At 40.5% G+C, this 21,230-nt stretch carries 23 protein-coding genes; 10 read left to right on the top strand and 13 right to left on the bottom strand.

Annotated features, from left to right (window positions below):
- Window positions 1-21: 21 nt before the first annotated feature.
- The 10 genes from cysQ to N7U62_RS17440 all read right to left on the bottom strand — a co-directional run bounded on the left by cysQ (window position 22) and on the right by N7U62_RS17440 (window position 8,795).
- Window positions 22-792: a 3'(2'),5'-bisphosphate nucleotidase CysQ gene (cysQ, locus tag N7U62_RS17485; RefSeq protein WP_264139348.1), complete on the bottom strand. Its 771-nt coding sequence runs from the start codon at window positions 790-792 to the stop codon at window positions 22-24.
- Window positions 793-810: 18 nt separating this feature from the next.
- Window positions 811-2,097, bottom strand: a complete 1,287-nt coding sequence (locus tag N7U62_RS17480) for a sulfate adenylyltransferase subunit 1 (protein WP_264139347.1) — start codon at window positions 2,095-2,097, stop codon at window positions 811-813.
- An 18-nt stretch (window positions 2,098-2,115) separates the two neighbouring features.
- Window positions 2,116-3,021 (bottom strand): sulfate adenylyltransferase subunit CysD, encoded by a 906-nt coding sequence (gene cysD, locus N7U62_RS17475; RefSeq protein ID WP_264139346.1) that lies wholly within the window; start codon window positions 3,019-3,021, stop codon window positions 2,116-2,118.
- A gap of 1 nt (window position 3,022) precedes the next feature.
- Complete coding sequence (gene cysC / locus N7U62_RS17470; RefSeq protein WP_264139345.1) at window positions 3,023-3,616, bottom strand: adenylyl-sulfate kinase; 594 nt, start codon at window positions 3,614-3,616, stop codon at window positions 3,023-3,025.
- Between the two features lie 14 nt (window positions 3,617-3,630).
- Window positions 3,631-4,053 (bottom strand): DUF2061 domain-containing protein, encoded by a 423-nt coding sequence (locus N7U62_RS17465; protein WP_264139344.1) that lies wholly within the window; start codon window positions 4,051-4,053, stop codon window positions 3,631-3,633.
- A 117-nt stretch (window positions 4,054-4,170) separates the two neighbouring features.
- Window positions 4,171-5,418 carry a nucleotide sugar dehydrogenase gene (locus N7U62_RS17460; RefSeq protein WP_264139343.1) on the bottom strand — a complete coding sequence of 416 codons (1,248 nt, stop codon included), beginning with the start codon at window positions 5,416-5,418 and terminating at the stop codon, window positions 4,171-4,173.
- Between the two features lies 1 nt (window position 5,419).
- On the bottom strand, window positions 5,420-6,361 hold the full coding sequence (locus N7U62_RS17455) for a UDP-glucuronic acid decarboxylase family protein (RefSeq protein WP_264139342.1): 942 nt from the start codon (window positions 6,359-6,361) through the stop codon (window positions 5,420-5,422).
- Entirely contained in the window at window positions 6,354-6,917 is a 564-nt protein-coding gene (gene rfbC / locus N7U62_RS17450; RefSeq protein WP_264139341.1) for a dTDP-4-dehydrorhamnose 3,5-epimerase, read from the bottom strand. The genes N7U62_RS17455 and rfbC overlap by 8 nt, the downstream gene beginning before the upstream one ends.
- A gap of 1 nt (window position 6,918) precedes the next feature.
- Window positions 6,919-7,779 (bottom strand): glucose-1-phosphate thymidylyltransferase RfbA, encoded by an 861-nt coding sequence (gene rfbA, locus N7U62_RS17445; protein WP_264139340.1) that lies wholly within the window; start codon window positions 7,777-7,779, stop codon window positions 6,919-6,921.
- Between the two features lie 5 nt (window positions 7,780-7,784).
- Window positions 7,785-8,795, bottom strand: a complete 1,011-nt coding sequence (locus tag N7U62_RS17440; RefSeq protein WP_264139339.1) for an NAD-dependent epimerase/dehydratase family protein — start codon at window positions 8,793-8,795, stop codon at window positions 7,785-7,787.
- Between the two features lie 110 nt (window positions 8,796-8,905).
- Between N7U62_RS17440 and N7U62_RS17435 the strand changes: the two genes are divergently transcribed.
- Genes N7U62_RS17435 through ccsA (N7U62_RS17415) form a run of 5 tightly spaced genes read left to right on the top strand, consistent with a single transcriptional unit; the run spans window position 8,906 to window position 13,456 of the window.
- Window positions 8,906-9,571, top strand: coding sequence for a heme exporter protein CcmB (locus tag N7U62_RS17435; protein WP_264139338.1), 666 nt, complete (start codon window positions 8,906-8,908; stop codon window positions 9,569-9,571).
- A 10-nt stretch (window positions 9,572-9,581) separates the two neighbouring features.
- Window positions 9,582-10,241, top strand: coding sequence for a cytochrome c biogenesis protein CcsA (ccsA, locus tag N7U62_RS17430; RefSeq protein ID WP_404818039.1), 660 nt, complete (start codon window positions 9,582-9,584; stop codon window positions 10,239-10,241).
- Entirely contained in the window at window positions 10,242-10,505 is a 264-nt protein-coding gene (locus N7U62_RS17425; RefSeq protein WP_264139336.1) for a CcmD family protein, read from the top strand.
- Window positions 10,502-10,915, top strand: coding sequence for a cytochrome c maturation protein CcmE domain-containing protein (locus N7U62_RS17420; protein WP_264139335.1), 414 nt, complete (start codon window positions 10,502-10,504; stop codon window positions 10,913-10,915). Before N7U62_RS17425 ends, N7U62_RS17420 begins: the two co-directional genes overlap by 4 nt.
- A gap of 12 nt (window positions 10,916-10,927) precedes the next feature.
- Entirely contained in the window at window positions 10,928-13,456 is a 2,529-nt protein-coding gene (gene ccsA / locus N7U62_RS17415) for a cytochrome c biogenesis protein CcsA (protein ID WP_264139334.1), read from the top strand.
- On the opposite strand, the gene N7U62_RS17410 is transcribed toward ccsA (N7U62_RS17415), so the two are convergent.
- Both N7U62_RS17410 and N7U62_RS17405 read right to left on the bottom strand, forming a co-directional pair.
- Complete coding sequence (locus N7U62_RS17410; RefSeq protein ID WP_264139332.1) at window positions 13,451-13,894, bottom strand: hypothetical protein; 444 nt, start codon at window positions 13,892-13,894, stop codon at window positions 13,451-13,453. The genes ccsA (N7U62_RS17415) and N7U62_RS17410 overlap by 6 nt on opposite strands.
- A 34-nt stretch (window positions 13,895-13,928) precedes the next feature.
- On the bottom strand, window positions 13,929-15,038 hold the full coding sequence (locus tag N7U62_RS17405; protein WP_264139331.1) for a glycoside hydrolase family 3 protein: 1,110 nt from the start codon (window positions 15,036-15,038) through the stop codon (window positions 13,929-13,931).
- Between the two features lie 124 nt (window positions 15,039-15,162).
- Between N7U62_RS17405 and dxs the strand changes: the two genes are divergently transcribed.
- The 4 genes from dxs to N7U62_RS17385 all read left to right on the top strand — a co-directional run bounded on the left by dxs (window position 15,163) and on the right by N7U62_RS17385 (window position 19,936).
- Complete coding sequence (gene dxs / locus N7U62_RS17400; RefSeq protein WP_264139330.1) at window positions 15,163-17,079, top strand: 1-deoxy-D-xylulose-5-phosphate synthase; 1,917 nt, start codon at window positions 15,163-15,165, stop codon at window positions 17,077-17,079.
- A gap of 3 nt (window positions 17,080-17,082) precedes the next feature.
- Window positions 17,083-17,847, top strand: a complete 765-nt coding sequence (locus N7U62_RS17395) for an alpha/beta fold hydrolase (RefSeq protein WP_264139329.1) — start codon at window positions 17,083-17,085, stop codon at window positions 17,845-17,847.
- Window positions 17,848-17,893: 46 nt separating this feature from the next.
- Window positions 17,894-19,372: an MltF family protein gene (locus N7U62_RS17390; protein ID WP_264139328.1), complete on the top strand. Its 1,479-nt coding sequence runs from the start codon at window positions 17,894-17,896 to the stop codon at window positions 19,370-19,372.
- Window positions 19,373-19,492: 120 nt separating this feature from the next.
- A complete protein-coding gene (locus N7U62_RS17385; RefSeq protein WP_264139327.1) occupies window positions 19,493-19,936 on the top strand; it encodes a tellurite resistance TerB family protein in 444 nt (147 codons plus the stop codon).
- Here N7U62_RS17385 and N7U62_RS17380 read toward each other — a convergent pair.
- Window positions 19,933-20,181 carry a hypothetical protein gene (locus N7U62_RS17380; RefSeq protein ID WP_264139326.1) on the bottom strand — a complete coding sequence of 83 codons (249 nt, stop codon included), beginning with the start codon at window positions 20,179-20,181 and terminating at the stop codon, window positions 19,933-19,935. The genes N7U62_RS17385 and N7U62_RS17380 overlap by 4 nt on opposite strands.
- Before the next feature lie 130 nt (window positions 20,182-20,311).
- Here N7U62_RS17380 and N7U62_RS17375 point away from each other — a divergent pair, with 130 nt between their 5' ends.
- Window positions 20,312-21,229 (top strand): MBL fold metallo-hydrolase, encoded by a 918-nt coding sequence (locus tag N7U62_RS17375; protein WP_264139325.1) that lies wholly within the window; start codon window positions 20,312-20,314, stop codon window positions 21,227-21,229.
- Window position 21,230: the final 1 nt, after the last annotated feature.

Below are 21,230 nucleotides of genomic sequence, written 5' to 3'. Positions count from 1 at the left end.
CGGAAGTCTTACTCCTGATAATTAAACTACTTTAGAAGAAACCAAAAAATGGGGGTTCAATAAATCCTCTTTATTGTAATTAACAGCCTCAGTTTGATCTTTAATTGTCACTTTTCCACCAGCAGCTTCCACTACTGCTTGAGCCGCTGCAGTGTCCCATTCCATGGTAGGAGCAAACCTTGGGTACAAATCCGCAGTACCCTCAGCAACAGCCAGTAATTTCAAAGAACTCCCCATACTTACGATTTCAGGAGCATTCAGTGAATCCATAAACTTTTGGGTATCATCATTCAAATGAGAACGAGAAGCAACTACTTTCAAGCCCTCTTGCTTCAAATCAATTGTATTAACACGAATTGATTCTGTTTTCCCATTCGCCTCTTTATAAGCACCTTCTCCCTGAACAGCAAAATAAAGCTGTTCTTTCACAGGAACTTGAACAACTCCTAAAATTGACTTGCCTTCATGAATCAAAGCAATATTTACAGTAAACTCCCCATTCCTTTTGATAAATTCTTTTGTTCCATCCAAAGGGTCTATCATCCAAAAATAATCCCAGTCTTTTCTTTCCTCAAAAGGAATTGAGGCCCCCTCTTCACTGAGAATTGGCAAATTGCTTTGCTCCAATTCAGCAACAATAGCATTATGAGACGCCTTATCAGCTAATGTTAAAGGCGAATCATCTGCTTTAGCCTCAATAGAAAAATCACCACTTTCGTAGATTTCTAAAATAGCAACTGCAGCCTTTTTGGCTGCAGTTTTTGCAATATCTAATAATGGATTTAATTCCATGTTTCTTTTAATATTCGATTAAACAATCATTCCCGCAGCAACCGTTTCATTGGTGCCTTCATCTACAAGAATCAAACTTCCTGTAATTCGATTCTTTCTATATGGATCTGTCAACAATGGTTTCGTAGTTCTTATTAAGACTTTACATATATCATTCATTTGAATATCTTTATCCTCCTCATTTCTATGAAGGCTACTGATGTCCAATTTATATCTAATGTCTTTGATCATTGCCTTTGCATCAGATGTCGTATGACGAAGAATATATTTCGCTCTTGGTCTCGGACCCTGATTATTTAACCAACACAACATGGCTTCAATATCTTGCTTTGGTTCAGGCTTGTTGTTAGTTCGAACAATCATATCTCCTCTTCCAATATCAATATCATCTTCCAATTGCATGGAAATAGACATGGGCGCAAAAGCCTCTGCAATCTCACCATCAATTGAGTCAATTGATTTTATTTTAGAACTGAAACCAGAAGGTAGTACTGTCACTTCATCTCCTGGTTTGAAAACACCACTTGCGATTCTTCCTGCATAGCCACGATAATCATGGTATTTATCATTTTTTGGACGAATTACTGTCTGAACAGGAAAACGACAATCGATGTGATTATGATCACTTCCGATATGAAGATTTTCTAATGTGTATAAAAGGGTAGAACCTTCATACCAGTCCATATTTTCACTTCTATTCACCACATTATCACCATTCAAAGCACTAATTGGAATAAATCGAACATCCTTAACATCCAATTTAGAAGCAAAAGCTTCATATTCCTCTTTGATCTCTTCAAACCTTTTTTCACTGTATTCAGCCAAATCCATCTTGTTTACACAAACAATCACATGTGGAATCTGCAACAATGAAGCAATAATAGAGTGTCTTCGGGTCTGCTCAATTACACCGTTTCTAGCGTCAACCAAAATCAATGCACAATTGGCGGTCGAAGCTCCAGTAACCATATTTCTTGTGTATTGAATATGTCCAGGAGTATCAGCAATAATAAATTTTCTCTTTGGAGTGGCAAAATATCTGTAAGCTACATCAATAGTGATTCCCTGCTCTCTTTCATCTTTCAATCCATCCGTTAAAAGAGCTAAGTCCGTATGTTCAAGACCTTTTCTTTCACTCGACTTAGCTACCTGATCCAATTGATCCTGAAAAATGGATTTAGAATCAAATAACAATCGTCCAATCAATGTACTCTTTCCATCATCCACGCTACCTGCAGTTGTGAAACGCAGTAGTTCCATGTCTAGGTAGCCTTTATTATCATGTGGTTTTATTTCATTTGTCATAGTATATCAAATTGGCCGTTAAAAATATCCTTGTTTCTTTCTGTCTTCCATTGAGGTCTCCGATCTCTTATCGTCCTCTCTGTTGCCTCGTTCCGTTTGTCTAGCAGAAGCTACCTCATCAACAATCTTCTCTAATGTATCTGCATCAGACTCATCGCCTCCTGTAATCGTAATATCACCCAGCGTTCTAAAACGAATCTTCTTGGTTACAATTTCCTCTTTTTCATCAATCTGAATGAACTCAGAAACCGGCAGCCAGGTACCATTTCTTCTTACTACTTGTCTCTCGTGGGCAAAGTACAAAGAAGGAAGAGCAATGTTCTCAGATAAAATGTATTGCCATACATCCATCTCAGTCCAATTACTCAATGGGAAAACCCTAAAATGTTCGCCTTGCTGGCATCTACCATTAAAGATATTCCACAATTCTGGTCTCTGGTTTTTAGGGTCCCACTGACCAAATTCATCTCTATGAGAGAAAAAACGTTCCTTGGCTCTTGCTTTTTCTTCATCTCGTCTCGCTCCTCCTATACAAGCATCAAAACCATGTGTCTCGATGGTATCCAAAAGTGTGACTGTCTGGATAGCATTTCTACTTGCATTCTTGCCTTTTTCCTCAGTCGCTGCTCCAGAATCAATTGATTCCTGAACCGATCCAACGATCAATTTTACTCCTAATTCTTCCACATAATTGTTGCGGAACTCCATTGTCTCTGGGAAATTATGCCCAGTATCAACGTGTACAAAAGGAAACGGAACCTTTGCTGGAAAAAAGGCCTTTTTGGCCAAGTGTGCAACACAAATAGAATCTTTACCACCTGAAAATAGTAAAGCAGGGTTTTCGAATTGAGCAAAGACCTCTCTTAGGATATAGATGGCTTCTGCTTCAAGTTCCTTAATGTGCGTTAGATTATAATTGCTCATTTCAAGATTTGATTTTTTCTTTGATTAAATCATATATTTTTTGTACCCCCTCTTCAATACTCATTTGATGGGTAGGGATATTAATATTAGCATTCGTGGGTTCCTCAAATGGAGAATCAATACCTGTAAAATTTTTAATTTCACCTCTTCTCGCCTTTGCATATAGGCCCTTTACATCTCTTTTTTCGCATTCCTCAATCGGACAATTAACGAATACCTCAGTATAATTCTCTTCGCCTATCAGAGCTTTTACTTTTTGCCTTTCTTCTTCAAAAGGAGTAATAAATGCGGTCATTACCACCGTGCCTGCATCTACAAACAATTTAGAAACCTCAGCTATTCGTCGAATGTTTTCTTTTCGACTATCGTCCGAAAAATCCAAATCACTGTTCAACCCAGAACGAATGTTATCGCCATCTAAAATATAGGTATTGATTCCTTCAGTAAACAACTTTTCTTCAAGCGCGCTGGCTAAAGTGGACTTACCAGAACCTGATAAACCCACAAACCAAATTAACTGAGGTTTAAATCCAAGCTTTTTGACTCGATCCTCAAGTTTTATCGCGTGACTATGTGGAATAATATTTTCAGTCATTTTATATCTTCAATTTATTTAGGCCTGTTTTCCAACCCCATATTTATTCTATACCAAGCTTCCTCATGACCATAATAAAAAATCAATTTCAAAATTGATTCAATTAATGCTATCCATGTTGCCTTCTCTAAAGCATTTTCATGACCATCAAATAATAACATGGCCAAAGTGAAAGTCGTCCCTGAGGCTACTAATCTCCAAGTGATGGCCTTGAGAACATGTCTCAGTTTATGATTAAGCCTAGTACTAACCTTGAACCAAAGTCGCTCATGCAAATAGTACAGAAGAATCTTTATTGTCGTTTCCGCAACTGCCAACCATGAGGCTTTCACTAATTCAGCTTTTCCAAAAAAACCTAATGTCAATGAAAAGGTTGTCGCTGAAGCAATTATTCTCCATGTAATACTCTTCGCAATGTGCCGAACCCTGCTATCCATTTAGTCTATAGTATTTTGAAGATTTAAGTCAGAACTAGACTAAAATCATTATCATGCATGGGTTAATTGCGCCGCAAACTTAGCAACATTAATTAAAATCCTAAAACTGAGGACTTATTAAAGTGTGCCTGTTACAAACTCCTTTGGCAGAACACCTTTCACATCGTATATAAGACTTTTTTCTGATTGAGCTTTCCAATCAACGTTATCAAAGTCCCTATGTGCCACGGCAAGAATTTGAGCACTGTAATTATCATTGATGCTATTTACCAAATCTAAGTCATACTCGAACTTCACCTCCTCAGAATCTGCCATTGGATCATAAACATCGACATGAAGGTTGTACTCCTTCAATTCCTTTATGATATCAATTACCCTCGTGTTTCTCACATCTGGGCAATTCTCTTTAAATGTGATTCCATAGACCAGCACCTTCGCTCCTACTAATTCCTTACCATTGGCAGCCATCAATTTGATAACCTCTTGGGCAACAAACTTGCCCATGTTACTATTGATGCGACGGCCAGCCAAAATCACTTCTGGTAAATAACCTACACTTTCTGCTTTATGGGTCAGGTAATATGGGTCCACCCCAATGCAATGCCCTCCAACCAAGCCTGGTTTAAAGGGAAGAAAATTCCACTTGGTAGCCGCAGCTTCCAAAACTTCATGGGTATCAATATTAAGTCTATTGAATATCAAAGACAGCTCGTTAACGAATGCAATATTAATATCACGTTGAGCATTCTCAATTACCTTAGCCGCTTCCGCCACTTTAATTGAAGAAGCTTTATAGGTACCCGCAGTTATGAATGAAGCATAAAAATCATCAATCTTATTTGCCACCTCAGCAGTACTGCCGCTTGTCACTTTGAGTATCTCTTTTACCCCGCGTTCCTTATCACCTGGGTTTATTCGTTCTGGTGAATATCCGATATAAAAGTCATAGTTAAACTCTAATCCAGACTCCTTTTCAAGGATAGGCAAACAAACTTCCTCTGTACAACCTGGGTACACCGTTGACTCATATACTACGATATCCCCACACTTCAAATAGGTGCCAACTAAATGAGAAGCCTTTTCAATCAGAGACAGATCGGGGTTATTATTGCCATCAATGGGAGTAGGAACAGTGACGATGTAAAAGTTAACATCACTGAGATCTTCAGGCGAATCAGTAAAACGCACCGTCGAAGCAATTAGGAACTCAGACCGAACCTCATCCGTTCTGTCATATCCTTGCTTCAATTCTTCAATACGTTTGGTATTGATATCAAAACCTATAACCGAATACTTCTCAGCTGCGGCAATAGCTAAGGGCAACCCTACATAACCTAACCCAATGATGCCAACCTTCAATTCCATTCTACTTTACTTTTTCCTTGAAATATTCAAGAGTTGGCTTCAAACCTTCACTTCTCGAAAATTGGGGCTCCCAACCTAAAATTTCCTTTGCCTTGGTAATATTCGGTTGACGCTGTTTAGGATCATCCTTCGGAAGTGGCTTGTAAATAATTCTCGACTTACTACCTGTCAATTTCAATATCTCTTCAGCAAACTGATTAATTGTGATTTCGCTTGGGTTCCCTATATTTACAGGGTCTGGACAATCACTCAACAATAATCGATAGATACCTTCAACCAAGTCATCTACATAGCAGAAAGAACGAGTCTGAGAACCATCACCGAAAGCCGTCAAATCTTCTCCTCTTAATGCCTGTCCGATGAATGCAGGAAGTACTCTACCATCGTCCAATCGCATTCTTGGACCATAGGTATTGAATATTCTTACGATTCTGGTCTCTACACCATGGAAAGTATGATATGCCATAGTCATTGCCTCCTGAAAACGCTTCGCCTCGTCATAAACACCACGTGGGCCCACGGGGTTCACATTTCCCCAATACTCTTCTGTTTGAGGATGTACTAAAGGATCCCCATAAACCTCAGAAGTTGAAGCAATCAACATTCTTGCGTTTTTTGCTTTGGCTAATCCTAACAAATTATGAGTTCCTAAAGAGCCTACTTTTAAAGTTTGAATTGGCATTTTCAGATAGTCTATGGGACTGGCAGGAGAGGCAAAATGCATAATGTAATCCAACTCTCCAGGAACATGAACAAACTTTGAGACGTCGTGGTTGTAATATTCGAAATCTTCACGATGAAAAAGGTGCTGAATATTATCCAATGAACCAGTAATCAAATTGTCCATTGCGATAACATGACATCCTTCCTTCAAAAATCTGTCACAAAGGTGAGAACCTAAAAATCCCGCTCCTCCGGTTATTAATACTCTTTTTTTAGCCATTGTATTTAAATTGGAAAGTTCTATTAGTCATTTTTTCATATACCTTATCCTTATCGGATAAAATGATTTGATCCGGCTCCATCTGCCAATCTATATTCAAACTGGGATCATTATACATTACGCCATTTTCATGACCTGGAGAATAAAAATCGTCTATGGCATAAAATATTTCTGCTGTTTCTGACAATACTAAGAAACCATGAGCAAAACCCTTCGGTACAAATAGTTGATTTTTTTTCTCCTCCGATATAATTTCTGAATGGTACATTCCATAACTGGGAGAGTCCGGTCGCAAATCTACAATTACATCTTGAATAATCCCTTGTGTTACTGCAACTAGCTTGGTTTGACAGGCTGGATCTTCTTGATAATGCAAGCCTCGCAATACGCCCTTGGTCGATTTTGAACTATTGAATTGGACTGGCTGAAAATGTATTCCCGTTTCTCCTTCAAATTTTTTAGCATTAAACCACTCGAAAAAGTAGCCGCGATTATCATGAAAAAGTTTAGGCTGAATTGCAAATGCTCCTTTTAACTTCGTTTCTATTACCTCCATCCTATTTTAGCAAATTCATTAAATATTCCCCATAGCCACTCTTTACCAAAGGTTTAGCGAGATTCTCAAGAAGTGTTTCATCAATAAAACCCATTTTATAGGCTATTTCTTCAATACATCCAATCTTCAATCCTTGTCTCTCCTCTATCACCTGAACAAAGGATCCTGCTTGCATCAAAGAGGCAAAAGTCCCTGTATCTAGCCAGGCAGTTCCCCGATCGAGTATTTCCACATTGAGCTCTCCCATCTCCAGATAAGCATTGTTGACCGTTGTGATTTCAAGCTCTCCTCTTGCACTCGGTTTAATATTTTCACTGATTTCAACCACACGGTTATCATAAAAATATAATCCTGGCACAGCAAAATGAGATTTCGGTTTTTCAGGTTTCTCAACTATCGAAATGGCCTTTTTATCCTCGTCGAACTCTACTACTCCATACCTTTCAGGATCATTCACATGATAGGCAAAAACAAGTCCTCCCTCAATATCACTTGCCGATTGAAGTTTCTTTGATAGTCCTGAAGCGTAAAAAATATTATCTCCTAAAACTAAAGCCACTTTATCGTTCCCGATGAACTCTTTTCCTATCAAAAATGCTTGTGCCAAGCCTTCCGGTTTTTCCTGAACAGCATATTGAAAATTACAACCCAAATGCTCTCCATCCCCTAATAGCTCCTGAAAAAGAGGTAAATCTCTAGGAGTGGAAATGATAAGAATTTCTCTAATCCCTGCCAACATCAAAGTAGACAGAGGGTAATAAATCATGGGTTTATCATAAACAGGTAAGATCTGTTTACTGACGGCATAAGTCAAAGGGTGTAGTCGGGTTCCTGATCCACCGGCTAAAATGATTCCTTTCATAAAGTTTAGTTTGGTTTGATATTGTAATAATCTATGTACCAATCAATGAATTTTTCGATTCCTTCTCTGATTGGCGTTGTTGGTCTATATTTTATTCTTTTTACTAATTCATCTAAGTCTGGTTTTGACTCGGATATATCCCCCAACTGCATCGGCAAATAATTATATTTACCCTTCTTACCTAACCTCTTTTCAATTAGCTGAATGTATTCTATCAAATCGATAACCTCGTCGTTCCCTACATTGAAAATTTGAAAGGGCGCAAAACTGGCAACTGGCGAATTTATCTCTTGCTCACTTTGCATTTCGGGTACCTCGTCAAGAAGTCTAAATACACTTTCGCAAACATCATCGACATAAGTAAAGGATCGTTTCATCTTGCCATGGTTATAAACATCCATGCTCTCCCCCTCCAATATGGCCTTAGTAAATTTAAATAAGGCCATATCTGGCCTACCAAATGGACCATAAACGGAAAAGAACCTAAGACCCGTCACTGGAATGTCAAACAAGGCAGAATAAGAATGGGCAATCAGTTCATTTGATCGCTTCGTAGCAGCATATAAGGAAATAGGGTGATCAACTGCATCGCCAGTCGAAAAAGGAATTTTTTTATTGGCTCCATACACCGATGCAGAGGAAGCATAAAGAAAATGTTTTACCTTATGTTTTTTACTCAATTCTATCAACCTCACAAATCCTGCAATATTGGAATGCACATAGTCATCTGGATGTTCCAGCGAATGTCTCACTCCCGCTTGCGCCGCTAAGTTAATGACATAGTCAATATTGAATTCCTCGAATAATTCAGACAAAGACTCGTCTACTAAATCCTTCTTAATAAATGTAAAAGAAGGCAGACCTTTTAAAATTTCAATTCTGGCGTTTTTTAAATCAACATCGTAATAGTCATTGACATTGTCCAAACCGATTACCTTAAGCCCTTCTGAACAGAGCTTTTTTGAAAGGTGAAATCCTATAAATCCAGCTGCGCCGGTGACTAAAACTGTTTGCATTTATTTGGCCTGAAATAAATAATCACAATGCTAATCCGATTGTAGCGCAATCCAAAGCTTTCAAAAGGCTAAGTGAAAAATATACCTCTTGATACATTAAATTTGTTACCATGATCCATGAAATTAAAGCCTTGCTATGGAAGGACATCGTGCTCGAGTGGAGGCATAAATATGCCATCAATGGCATCTTGCTCTATACCTTTTCCACCATTTTCATCTGTTATCTATCCTTTGAGGTGCTGCATGCCAGACTGGATCAGTTCAGCTGGAATGCACTTTATTGGATCATCATACTTTTTACCTCGATAAGTGCGATCTCTAAAAGCTTCGTCCAGGAAAAGGAATCCAGGCAGCTCTATTATTTCAATCTGGTTCGGCCCGAGAGCATTATTATTTCCAAAATTATTTACAATGCAGTACTTCTTGTGGCTCTTTCTTTGTTGGCTTTCGCTACATTCTCTTTGGTTTTGGGAAATCCTGTGCAAGACCCTGGATATTTCGTTATAGTCATTTTAACCGGAACGATTGGTTTCTCTACTACTCTGACACTGATGTCGGGGATAGCAGCAAAAGCTGATAATAATGGAATGTTGATGGCTATTCTTTCTTTCCCAGTGATCATCCCTGTACTGCTGATGATTATAAAACTATCTCGAAACGCAATAGACGGAATTGCACGCAGCGAAAGTCTCAGTGAGTTGTTAACTTTGCTGGCAATTGATATTATCGTGGGGACTTTGGCCTATTTGCTGTTTCCCTACCTATGGAGAAGCTAATATGTTTTCGATTCAAAAATCTTGGTGGAAAATTCTCGGAGTGGTACTGACCGCCTATGCCTTAATTGGTGGCTTATTGATGGAAGTGCCTCGCCTTGCCATTCTTAACGAAACCATCAGAAATCTTTACTACCATGTAACCATGTGGTTTGGGATGATGATTTTGTTACTGGGATCATTGATTTATGCCATTCTCTATCTTTCAACTCAAAATGAAAAATATGACATCAGAGCGGAAGCATATGCCAAAGCTGGCTGCCTTTTCGGCGTATTGGGGATAATAACGGGTATGGTTTGGGCCACTTATACCTGGGGAGAACCCTGGTCAGGAGACCCAAAGCAAAACGGATCTGCGATCGCCTTGTTGATCTATTTCGCTTATTTCATCCTTAGAAACTCATTCGAAGACCCGCAGCAAAGAGGTAGAATCTCTTCGGTATACAACATCTTCGCCTTCTCCGCGATGATACCTTTACTCTTCATATTGCCAAGGTTGACCGACTCGATGCATCCCGGAAGTGGCGGTAATCCAGGATTTAACTATTACGATCTAGACAGCAAATTGAGAATGGTATTTTATCCAGCGATCATCGGTTGGACACTATTGGGTGTATGGCTGGCTTCCATCAAAATTAGAATTCAAGAATTAAGACTCCTAAAGGATCTATAAATGAAAAAACTTCTGTTCCTCGTCCTGTTGCTATGCAGCACCAGCCTTTTTGCTCAAGAAGAAAAATATCAACTGAGCGAAGATGATTACCAAAATGAAAGTGTCGAAATGGCAGACACCATGCGACAAAGCGGTAAAATCTACGTGGTAGTTGCAGTGGTTATCACCATCTTTGCAGGACTCGTATTTTATCTCGTCCGCTTGGATAAAAAGGTGAGTCGATTGGAACAAGATATTGAAGCTCAAGGCAAGGAGAAAGCATGAAAAAATCGCATATTTTTGGAATCGTAGTTATCGCTGTGGCCATCATGGTGATCATTTCTACGGCAGGTGATGCCAGTACCTATGTAGGCTTTGCTGAAGCCAAATCCATGGCAGAAGAAGGCGACAACACGAAAATTCATGTAGTAGGGCAATTGAAAAAGAATCCTCAAGGCGAAATCATGGGTATCGAAACAGCTCCGAACCAATTGGCGTTTTCCTTTTTGCTAGTCGATAACAACAACATTGAACAACGTGTCTACTTTAACGAACCAATGCCTACGGATTTCCTCCGCTCTGAGCAAGTAGTAGTAGTAGGCAATTACCAAAATGGAAACTTTCTGGCATCAAAGATTCTGATGAAATGTCCTTCTAAATATCAAGAAGAGACAATTGAAGTTTCTGACGTATAACCCAATATACACATGCATTATTTCATAGGAACACTAGGTCATTTTCTAATAATAACGGCCTTTGTTTCGGCGCTCGCAGCAGCTTACGGATATTTTCAATCGGTAAACAGCCAGGACCTTGAGGACAAAGAATATTGGAAAAAACTGGCTCGATGGAACTTCATAGGTCACGGAGTAGCAGCGATAGGAGTAGTCGCCTGTCTTTACATCATCATCAATCAGGGATATTTCGAATATCACTATGCCTACAGTCATAGTTCGAAAGTTCTGCCATTTTATTATCAGGTTTCTGCCTTTTGGGAGGGGCAAGAAGGTTCATTCTTGCTTTGGATCTTCTGGGATGTACTGTTAGGTTTTGTATTGATCAAAACCAACAAATATTGGGAAGCTCCTGTCATGGCCATTTTTGCCGTGGTTCAAGCTTTCTTACTTTCTATGATATTAGGAGTGGTCCTATTCAATATCAAAATCGGGAGTTCTCCATTCATTCTTTTGAGAGATGCCATGGATGCCCCGATCTTCCAAAGCAACCCTGATTTTGTTCCTGAAGATGGCTCTGGACTGAACCCATTGCTCCAGAATTACTGGATGGTCATTCACCCACCTACTTTATTCCTGGGTTTTGCTACTACGCTGATCCCTTTCGCTTATTGTATCGCCGGACTATGGTTAGGAAGATTCAAAGAATGGATCAGGCCTGCTTTGCCATGGTCTTTGTTTTCTGCAGTGGTATTGGGTGTTGGCATCCTAATGGGCGGATATTGGGCCTATGAAACACTAAACTTTGGTGGATACTGGAATTGGGACCCGGTAGAAAATGCAGTATATGTTCCCTGGCTGGTTTTAATTGCTGCCATACACACCATGATTGCCTTCAAAAAAAGTACTACAGCTTTGAAGTTATCCATTATCCTGGCAACTGCAGCGTTCCTTTTGATTGTCTATTCTACATTTTTGACTCGAAGCGGAATCTTAGGAGACTCTTCTGTGCACTCTTTTACTGATTTAGGGTTATCAGGTCAGTTGTTGATTTATTTACTGGCCTTTTTAGTAGGGACAATCATTTTAATCATCAAGTCCTGGAAACACCTAGCCAGCGACGAAAAAGAGGTGTCGACTTATTCCAGAGAATTCTGGATATTCATGGGAGCTACCGTACTTTGCCTGATGGGATTTCAGGTGATCATACCCACCTCGATCCCTGTCTGGAATGCCATCTTGGAGCTAGTAGGAATAGAATCCAACATGGCTCCCCCTGTAGATCAAGTCGAATACTATACCCAATACCAAATGTGGGGCGGTGTATTGATCGCTTTATTATCCGGAACAGGGCAATTCTTTTGGTGGAACAAAATGGACAAGAGCAAGTTGAAAGATGCTCTGCTGATTCCATTAGTTCTCACGCTTATACTTACTGGTGCTGCTATTATCTGGCTGGAAGTTCAAAATATCACATACATATTGATTCTAACCACTGGAATCTATTCTATTGTCGCCAATGGAAAAATTTTGCTCGATAGATGGAAAACGAATATTAACCTATCTGGAGGAGCCATCGCCCATATTGGAATCGCCATGATGCTGCTTGGAATTCTATTTTCATCCGGCTATTCCAAAATTGTTTCCCTAAACAAAACAGGACTAGTTTGGAGCAAAGAGTTTCCGGATGAGGTGAACCAGAAGAATCTTTTGCTCTTCCAAAATGAAAATCGTCAAATGGGAGAGTATTCTCTGAACTACAAAGGAACCCGAAAACGTGTGGAAGGATATGACGGTTATATCAACATCCATGACTTACGACAGATCAGTGAAACGGAAGCTGTAGCAATTATAGATATCACCAAAGAAAGTAAAACACTCTATCAAAGGGGCGATACGCTAACTCTGGTAACTCCAGAAACGAGCTATTTTGAAATTGCCTATCAGAAAGGAGACCAAAGCTTCAATCTCTATCCAACGGTCCAGATCAATGAAAAAATGAATATGACGGTTTTCTCTCCTGATATTAAGAGGAAGGCCGGGTTTGATCTTTATACTCATGTGAGAACTTTCCCCGATCCTGATCAAGAAACGCAATGGAGCGAAATGGAAGAAATCACCACTCAGCTGAATGCTGATTTTTTTGTCAATGACTTTGTGGCTCGCCTGGAAAATGTGGAGCGCGTATTAGATATCAATGGTGTAAATCTAGGAGAAAATGACGTGGCTGTGAAAGCTACCATACGAATTCAGGGAAGTGATCGAGACTATATAGCTGAGCCTTATTATATCATCCAAAACAATCAGGCAGGCCTTCTTGCAGATGTGGTAGAAGATTTAGGAGTGAAGATGACTCTTATTCAAATAGACCCAAGAAGCAACTCGTTCACTCTTGGTGTAAATGAAACACAAAAAGATTGGGTGATATTAGAGGCGGTAGAAAAACCCATGATCAATGTACTTTGGATTGGCACCCTGATCATGGTTATTGGTTTTATTATTGCGATTAGCAGACGCTATTCAGAGTTTGTGAAAATGAAATCGAAGGGCCAGGAATTATAATTTTTCCATGCCTATCTCTATATCACAGCCCTGCTCGTTAGGGAATTGCTCATTAGTCAGCTCAATGGTCATAGCATCAAAACTCGAATCGATCACAGGAATCGTATAGCAGTCCTGATTTGCAGGACAAAGTTTCAATTTACCAGGATCAATTTCATAGGTTCCTCCTTCAATAAAACTTAAGTTAAGAACCGCCACGCTCAGGCTGTAAAATCCGTCAGTTCTGAGATTTAGGGTCACACATGAAGTAGTAGAACTCGTTCTGGGACAATTGATTACGCCATTATTATCCTCAATCGAGCACTGTGATCTAATCACACCGTCCTCTAAAGCGATATAATTGCCTATTTGTGCCCGACTCGCATCGTCATCATTACCACATGAGTTGAAGAGAGTTATTAAAGCAATAGCGAAAAGTACGTTTTTGATATTTTTCATTTGTTCCGAGTTGGTTAAAAGATGGGTAAAGTTATTATAAATTGGCCTTTAGTCTCATGATCCGATCATAGGATTCTTTGATTCTTTGCGCACTTATTACACCCGTATCGACCAGATTCTTTATAGCCGTATGCACATCGGTCGCCGTTTTCTTTTGGTTGTCTGGCACATTGCCAGCAAACATGATCACATCCACCCCTGCCTGAATGGCTAGTCTGATGGATTCTTCAAACCCAAAGTTCTTTGAAATGGCATGCATTTGCATGTCGTCAGAGAAAACCACGCCATCGTATTTCAAAAATTTTCTGAGTACCTGATCGATCACCACGGGCGACAATGTAGCCGGGAGTCCGTCAGGGTCCAGGTGTTTGTTCACTATGTGCGCACTCATGATCGCATCGACCATTCCAGAATCCATCATCGCACGATAGGGCATCAGTTCACCAAACTCCCAGTAGTTGGTAACATCCGCAACTCCCAGATGCGAATCTGCATGTGAACTCCCATGCCCGGGAAAGTGCTTCAATACTGTCAAAATCTGATACTCTCGATGCGTTTTCACTACTTGAGATGCGTGCTTAGCCACTACCAGGGGATCATCTGAGTAGCTTCTTCCCAACTTGGCAATCACCGGATTTTCTTTGTAAACAGCCACATCTACATCTGGTGCGTAGTTGAGATTAAATCCTAGATCATTTAACGTAGATGCTGTCCTTTCAGCATAAAAAGCCGTTGAATCCAAATTGTCTATCTCTCCCAGATACCCAGCCTTTTTGGTTTCTGGGAAGCCATATTTTGGTTTGAGGCGATTCACTAAGCCCCCTTCTTCATCGATACTTACAAACAAAGGAATTTCAGCTTGTGCCTTTAGCATACTGATTCCTCTTTTTAGCTGATCGGCAGGGCTATTCCGGTTTACATTTTTCTCGAAGTAGATGACACCCCCTACTTTTCCCTCTCTGATCTCTTTCAAGATCAAATCATCCTCACGCATATAACTTTGGTCTCCGATGCCCGTCATAATCATCTGACCAATCATGATATCCAAACTGACCGAATCATTAAGGGTCAAAGAATCTGTCTGTGCAAAAGAATTGAGCGAACAAAATATCGATAAAACAAAAAGTAAATGCTTGTATGTCATGTGTGAAAAGTTGAGAGCGTAAATTAAATAAGTTATTCTGTTTATTTTTGCTGTCCCAAAACCAAAACCCTCAAAAACAAGCCCAATTTTGGAGCTTTAATTAGATAACCTTACATTTATCGTCATGCAAATAGAGCCGGGTAAACTGTTAGCGGGTATTCAATCACCCGATGACATGAAAGAATTAGATGCTGTCCAGTTGGTACAGTTGTCCAAAGAGCTGAGACAGTACATCATTGATATCGTCTCGGTCTATGGCGGGCATTTCGGTGCTAGTTTGGGAGTGGTGGAGTTAACTGTAGCTTTGCATCATGTCTTTAACACACCAGTGGATCAACTGATCTGGGACGTGGGGCATCAGGCTTATGGACACAAAATCCTTACCGGCCGCAGAGAAAACTTTCATACCAACCGAGTGTATGGAGGTATCTCGGGATTCCCAAAAAGAAAAGAAAGTGAATATGATGCATTTGGAGTAGGACACTCGTCTACCTCTATCTCTGCTGCATTGGGGATGGCAGAAGCTTCATACTACAAAAAAGAAGAGGACAAACACCACATCGCGGTAATCGGTGATGGCGCTATGACAGGTGGAATGGCTTTTGAGGCCATGAACCATGCAGGGGTTTCTAATTCCAATCTCCTGATCATCCTCAACGACAATTGCATGTCTATTGATCCAAATGTAGGGGCGTTGAGAGATTATTTGACGGACATTACTACCTCTCATACCTACAACAAGCTAAGAGATGAGGCCTGGAAGGTTTTGGGTAAAATCAGCAAGTTCGGACCTAATGCTCAAGAAATTGCCGCTAATTTCGAAAGCAGTGTCAAGTCCTTCCTGCTGAAACAAAGTAATCTTTTCGAATCACTCAATTTAAGATATTTCGGACCTATCGATGGTCATGACGTCAACCATATGGTTAGCGTATTGAATGACCTGAAAAAAATCAAAGGACCAAAAATCCTTCATGTACTCACGAAAAAAGGAAAGGGCTATTCGCTTGCCGAAAAAGACCAAACCAAATGGCATGCTCCAGGGACATTTGATAAAATGACCGGAGAGATCTTCAAAAAAGTATATGAAACTCCACAGCCTCCAAAATATCAAGAGGTCTTTGGACATACGATCGTGGAGCTGGCGGAGCAGAATGACAAAATCATGGGAGTAACCCCAGCTATGCCATCTGGCTCTTCGCTGAACATCATGATGAAGGCCATGCCAGATAGATCTTTTGATGTTGGGATAGCTGAGCAGCACGCAGTGACTTTCTCTGCAGGACTAGCGACCCAGGGACTAGTGCCATTCTGCAATATCTACTCGACCTTCATGCAGCGTGCATACGACCAGGTAATCCACGATGTAGCTATTCAAAATCTCCATGTGGTTTTCTGTCTGGATCGAGCCGGTTTTGCAGGAGCGGACGGGCCTACGCATCATGGCTGCTACGATATCGCATACTTCCGTTGCATCCCAAATATGGTGGTTTCGGCCCCAATGAACGAAAAGGAACTGCGAGACCTCATGTACACTGCGCAGCTGCCTGAGAATGCCAGACCATTTTCGATTCGCTACCCACGAGGTAATGGTGTGATGCCTGAATGGAAAACTCCTTTCGAAAAAATCGAAATAGGCAAAGGTCGAAAAATCAAAGACGGTGATGATTTGGCCTATTTAACTTTGGGTCATGTGGGCAACTATGCAATTGAGGCATGTGAAAGACTAGCGTCTGAAAACATCTCTGCAGCTCACTATGACATGCGTTTTGTTAAGCCTCTCGACGAGGAGCTGCTACACGAGGTATTCAAAAATCACAAATACGTAATTACGGTTGAAGACGGCTCGCTGCAAGGTGGATTTGGTTCTGCATTATTGGAGTTCATGGCTGATCACGGCTATCACTCCAAGGTGGTTCGCTTAGGTATTCCTGACGAAATCATCGAGCACGGTTCTCAACTGGAATTGCAGAGAGAATGTGGTTTCGACCCAGAAGGGCTATACCAAAGTGCCAAAAAAATCTTAGAACCTGTATCTGTATAACTTATGAATCTCAAAATCTCAGGATCAGGAAAAACAATTGTTTTCCTCCATGGATATTGTGAATCACTTGAAATCTGGACAGAATTTGCTAATGAACTATCTAAAAACCATCAAGTTGTCTTAATTGACCTACCCGGACACGGTCAGTCAGAAATTTTAGCTGGGGACTTTAGCATAGAGGACGTGGCTCGTGCGATTCATGAGCAATTAGATATCGAAGGAATTGAAGAGTACTTCGTTATTGGACACTCACTTGGAGGCTATGTTGCCCTTGCACTGGCCGAATTGTTTCCGGACAGCTTAACTGGTTTTGGGCTGTTTTCATCCAGCATCTATGCGGATGATGAAGAAAAGAAAAAGGTCCGAGACAAAGTAAAAAGCTATGTCGAAGAATATGGAGTAGAAAGTTTCATGGAGACTTTCATAGCTGGCCTTTTTGCTTCAGAAAACAGAAAATGCCTCAAAGAAGAAATAGATGAACTCAAGCAAAGAGCCATAAAAACCCCTGCCGCTGGTGTGACTGGATATGCCATGGCTATGAAAAACAGGCCTGATCGCGAACATGTCCTGAACAACTTTGAAAAGCCGGTTTTCATCATTGCTGGAGAGAAAGACCTAGCCGTCAGATTAGACGTATCGCTGCAGATGATCGAAAAGATCAACAATGGAGATTCCATTGTTTTGAAAGGAGCCGGACACAATGGCTTCATGGAAAATAAAAAGGAAAGCTTAGAATTTATCAAATCATTTATAAATCAGTACCTTTAGAGGCTTGAGCTAAGTATAACTCAATTTTCAACTCTAGTACTGATCTATGAACTGCAGCATTTTCAGACTTCTGTTTTTATTACCCGTATTTTGGTTTAGCTGTCAGAGCCCCTCTAATCAAACCAATGATTTAGAAATTCAATCCGTTGATGAAGATGAAGAAGGAATGGCCTTTGACCTTGACGAGATCAAAAAAAGAGGGTATCTGGTTGCCATCGTAGAAAACAGCCCAAGTGGCATGTTTTTGTATCGCGGCGAACCCATGGGCTATGAATACGAACTCATGTCCCTTTTTGCCAAAGAAATAGGAGTAGAACTTAAAATCAATGTGACACGGGATATTGCAGAGAGCTTCAGCAAACTCCAAAATGGGGAGGGAGATATCATCGCCCGAAACCTGACGATCACCTCTGATAGAAAAAAACAAATCGCTTTCTCTGAACCCCTTCATCTCGTACGTCAGATGCTCGTCCAGCGTAAACCAGAAAACTGGAGACAAATGAAACTCCACGAAATAGAAAGGGAGCTGATTAGGAACCCGGTAGAGCTAAAAGGGAAAACCATTCATGTAAGACCGAATTCTTCCTACATACCTCGACTTAAAAGTCTGTCTAATGAGATAGGTGGAGAAATAAAATTAGAAATTGAAGCTGAAGATGTAGAAACAGAATCGATAATAGAAATGGTGGCCGACGGAAGCATCGAATACACGGTTGCCGACGAAGACATCGCGCAGGTCAACGCCCGCTACCATCCAATATTGGATGTGGAAACGGCCGTCAGTTTTCCACAAGAAATCGGTTGGGGACTTAGAAAAAACTCTCCCAAGCTCCTAGAAGCTGCTAACAATTGGCTTTCTAAAATGAAAAAGACGAATGAATACTATGCACTCTACGACAAGTACTTTCGCAATTATCGCAAGAGCAAAGCCATCATCAGCAGCGCATACTATACCATTGATGGTGAAACACTCTCTCCCTATGACAGCCTGATCAAACACTATGCTGAGAAGCTTAATTGGGATTGGCGATTGTTGGCTGCCCAAATTTCGAAAGAATCACGCTTCGACCCCAAAGCTACCTCATGGATTGGAGCCCGAGGATTGATGCAAGTGATGCCTCGAACAGGTGAAGAATATGGGGCGTCTAATCTATACGACCCACGACAAAACTTAAAGGCAGGAACAGAACATCTCGTGTGGTTAGAGAAAAAATGGGAACACATTCCAGATTCAGTCGAACAAATAAAATTTATACTTGGGTCATATAATGTAGGGGATGGGCACGTGAGAGACGCGGTAAAACTGACGAAAAAATATGGTGGTGACACTTTGGTCTGGGATGATAATGTGGCGAAGTATTTAAAATTAAAGTCTAAGAAGAAATATTTTGAAGATCCGATCGTATCCTTTGGGTATTGCCGTGGGACAGAACCAGTAGAATACGTGCAAGACATTTTTTATCGCTATGATCGATATCTGCAGATGAATGCCCCGGGAGATAGTCTGGCGTATGCTTCAAATTAGGAGGAAAACAACTGCTATGATATTGATTTTGATTAATTTAACATCGACCGACTCATAAACTATTGAATAAATCCACCAACCTCTGAAAGGAAAGGTTCAGACTTACAAGCCATAACCTAAATGGACAAGCAGATCCAGCAACTGTACAAAGAATACACACACTACCGTAGGATTCTGATTCCTGAGGATCAGTTTGTTTATTTGACCAAACTGTATCCTGCCATACTGGTTTGCATGAGTGATGGCGTACTGGACAAAGAGGAGTGGGACGGAATCGTAATGGCAACACGAGGCTTGGCTGCAGAGTTTGTCAAATCACCCAATGATGACCGTGACATGATTGCTTTATCATTCAGAACGGAAATTCGTTATCTGATAGACAACGTGGAAAAATGGAGAAAAAAATTCCTGAATGCACTAGAAAACAGCCTGAAGGATAAACCCATCGATCAAGAGTTTGTTTTAGAAACCATGTACCTTTTTGCCAATATAGCAGGCGGTATATCTGATGAAGAAGAAGAATCCATCAAGTCATTGGCTCATCGACTGGGGATTCCTGCTTAACGCCACTTCGGCAATTTGATCTGATCCAGATAAAACCTCAATCGACTGGAGCCATAATCCAAAGGCACGATCTTGGTGATCTGCACATCCTTGTGGTTGATGAAGACCTCAAAGTAATTGCCATTTAAGAGAAACAAATTAATCTTATATTGATAGTATCGAATGTCAGCCACAAAATTGGCGTTCTCATATAAGTGCTGAATTTTTTCTTCTAAAGAAAGATTCATGAATTTAACTTTAGCCATCTCATATCATTTAGGTTAGGATAATTTACTAAAAAAGACACAAAGCTGTTTTCTGAAAAGTGAAAAAAATGCCTATTTAGATTTAATCAGCTAACTACAATCCTTAAATTGACAACCAGACATGACAAAAATGAACAACATTCAGATCATAGATTTAAAATTCAAAGGACTTGAACATGCCATCGCCTCGTACCTTATCCCCAGTGAAGAAGGCCCTATTTTGATTGAAACTGGCCCACACTCCACCTTCAGAGTACTAAGGGAAGCCATCGAAAACCAGGGCTATAATGCTTCAGAAATAAAGCATGTTCTTTTGACTCATATTCATCTCGATCATGCGGGGGCGGCCTGGGCGTTTGCTGAACAAGGCGCGAATATTTATGTCCATCCCTTTGGAGCTGGACATATAGCGGAACCTGGTAAGTTAATGGCCTCTGCCAAACAAATCTATCAAGACCAAATGGATAGCCTATGGGGTCAGATGAACCCTATTCCAAAGGATCAAATCGTAGAAGTTGGACACGAGGAAGTCTTGACGATTGGTGGGGTAAAAATCAAAAGCCTACATACTCCTGGACACGCCAAACACCACATTGCGTGGCAGTTGCTTTCCGGACAGGCTGGAATAGAAGACAGTATCTTCACGGGTGATGTCGCTGGAGTCAAAATCGGAAATGGTCCTGTTCAGCCTCCCTGTCCACCACCTGACATTAACATTGAAGATTGGCTAGAGTCTATCAAGATACTAAGAGACACAGGTGCCAAACGCTTCTACCTGACACATTATGATAAAGTGGAGGCCATCGATGAACATCTAAACGAACTTGAAAAAATGCTAAAAAGCTGGTCTGACTTTGTCTATGACAATTGGAAGGAAGGATTAAGCAATGAAGCCATTGTTCCATTGTTCCAGACTTTCACCATGAACCAACTAAAAGCTGCAGGTCTCACCAAAATAGAAATTGACCAGTACGAAGCAGCCAATCCCTCATGGATGAGTGTAGCTGGATTGGTACGCTACTGGAAGAAAAAATCACAAAATCAATAAG

The sequence above is a fragment of the Reichenbachiella ulvae genome (genome assembly GCF_025833875.1).
Taxonomy (GTDB): Bacteria; Bacteroidota; Bacteroidia; order Cytophagales; family Cyclobacteriaceae; genus Reichenbachiella; species Reichenbachiella ulvae.
Note: the sequence above shows the minus strand (reverse complement) of the source record. Positions and strands in the feature narration are given on the sequence as shown.

Coding starts and splice junctions, on each gene's coding strand:
- cysQ (WP_264139348.1), bottom strand. CDS start 792: ATGGAATTAAATCCATTATTAGATATTGCAAAAACTGCAGCCAAAAAG.
- N7U62_RS17480 (WP_264139347.1), bottom strand. CDS start 2,097: ATGACAAATGAAATAAAACCACATGATAATAAAGGCTACCTAGACATG.
- cysD (WP_264139346.1), bottom strand. CDS start 3,021: ATGAGCAATTATAATCTAACGCACATTAAGGAACTTGAAGCAGAAGCC.
- cysC (WP_264139345.1), bottom strand. CDS start 3,616: ATGACTGAAAATATTATTCCACATAGTCACGCGATAAAACTTGAGGAT.
- N7U62_RS17465 (WP_264139344.1), bottom strand. CDS start 4,053: ATGGATAGCAGGGTTCGGCACATTGCGAAGAGTATTACATGGAGAATA.
- N7U62_RS17460 (WP_264139343.1), bottom strand. CDS start 5,418: ATGGAATTGAAGGTTGGCATCATTGGGTTAGGTTATGTAGGGTTGCCC.
- N7U62_RS17455 (WP_264139342.1), bottom strand. CDS start 6,361: ATGGCTAAAAAAAGAGTATTAATAACCGGAGGAGCGGGATTTTTAGGT.
- rfbC (WP_264139341.1), bottom strand. CDS start 6,917: ATGGAGGTAATAGAAACGAAGTTAAAAGGAGCATTTGCAATTCAGCCT.
- rfbA (WP_264139340.1), bottom strand. CDS start 7,779: ATGAAAGGAATCATTTTAGCCGGTGGATCAGGAACCCGACTACACCCT.
- N7U62_RS17440 (WP_264139339.1), bottom strand. CDS start 8,795: ATGCAAACAGTTTTAGTCACCGGCGCAGCTGGATTTATAGGATTTCAC.
- N7U62_RS17435 (WP_264139338.1), top strand. CDS start 8,906: ATGATCCATGAAATTAAAGCCTTGCTATGGAAGGACATCGTGCTCGAG.
- N7U62_RS17425 (WP_264139336.1), top strand. CDS start 10,242: ATGAAAAAACTTCTGTTCCTCGTCCTGTTGCTATGCAGCACCAGCCTT.
- N7U62_RS17420 (WP_264139335.1), top strand. CDS start 10,502: ATGAAAAAATCGCATATTTTTGGAATCGTAGTTATCGCTGTGGCCATC.
- ccsA (WP_264139334.1), top strand. CDS start 10,928: ATGCATTATTTCATAGGAACACTAGGTCATTTTCTAATAATAACGGCC.
- N7U62_RS17410 (WP_264139332.1), bottom strand. CDS start 13,894: ATGAAAAATATCAAAAACGTACTTTTCGCTATTGCTTTAATAACTCTC.
- N7U62_RS17405 (WP_264139331.1), bottom strand. CDS start 15,038: ATGACATACAAGCATTTACTTTTTGTTTTATCGATATTTTGTTCGCTC.
- dxs (WP_264139330.1), top strand. CDS start 15,163: ATGCAAATAGAGCCGGGTAAACTGTTAGCGGGTATTCAATCACCCGAT.
- N7U62_RS17395 (WP_264139329.1), top strand. CDS start 17,083: ATGAATCTCAAAATCTCAGGATCAGGAAAAACAATTGTTTTCCTCCAT.
- N7U62_RS17390 (WP_264139328.1), top strand. CDS start 17,894: ATGAACTGCAGCATTTTCAGACTTCTGTTTTTATTACCCGTATTTTGG.
- N7U62_RS17385 (WP_264139327.1), top strand. CDS start 19,493: ATGGACAAGCAGATCCAGCAACTGTACAAAGAATACACACACTACCGT.
- N7U62_RS17380 (WP_264139326.1), bottom strand. CDS start 20,181: ATGGCTAAAGTTAAATTCATGAATCTTTCTTTAGAAGAAAAAATTCAG.
- N7U62_RS17375 (WP_264139325.1), top strand. CDS start 20,312: ATGAACAACATTCAGATCATAGATTTAAAATTCAAAGGACTTGAACAT.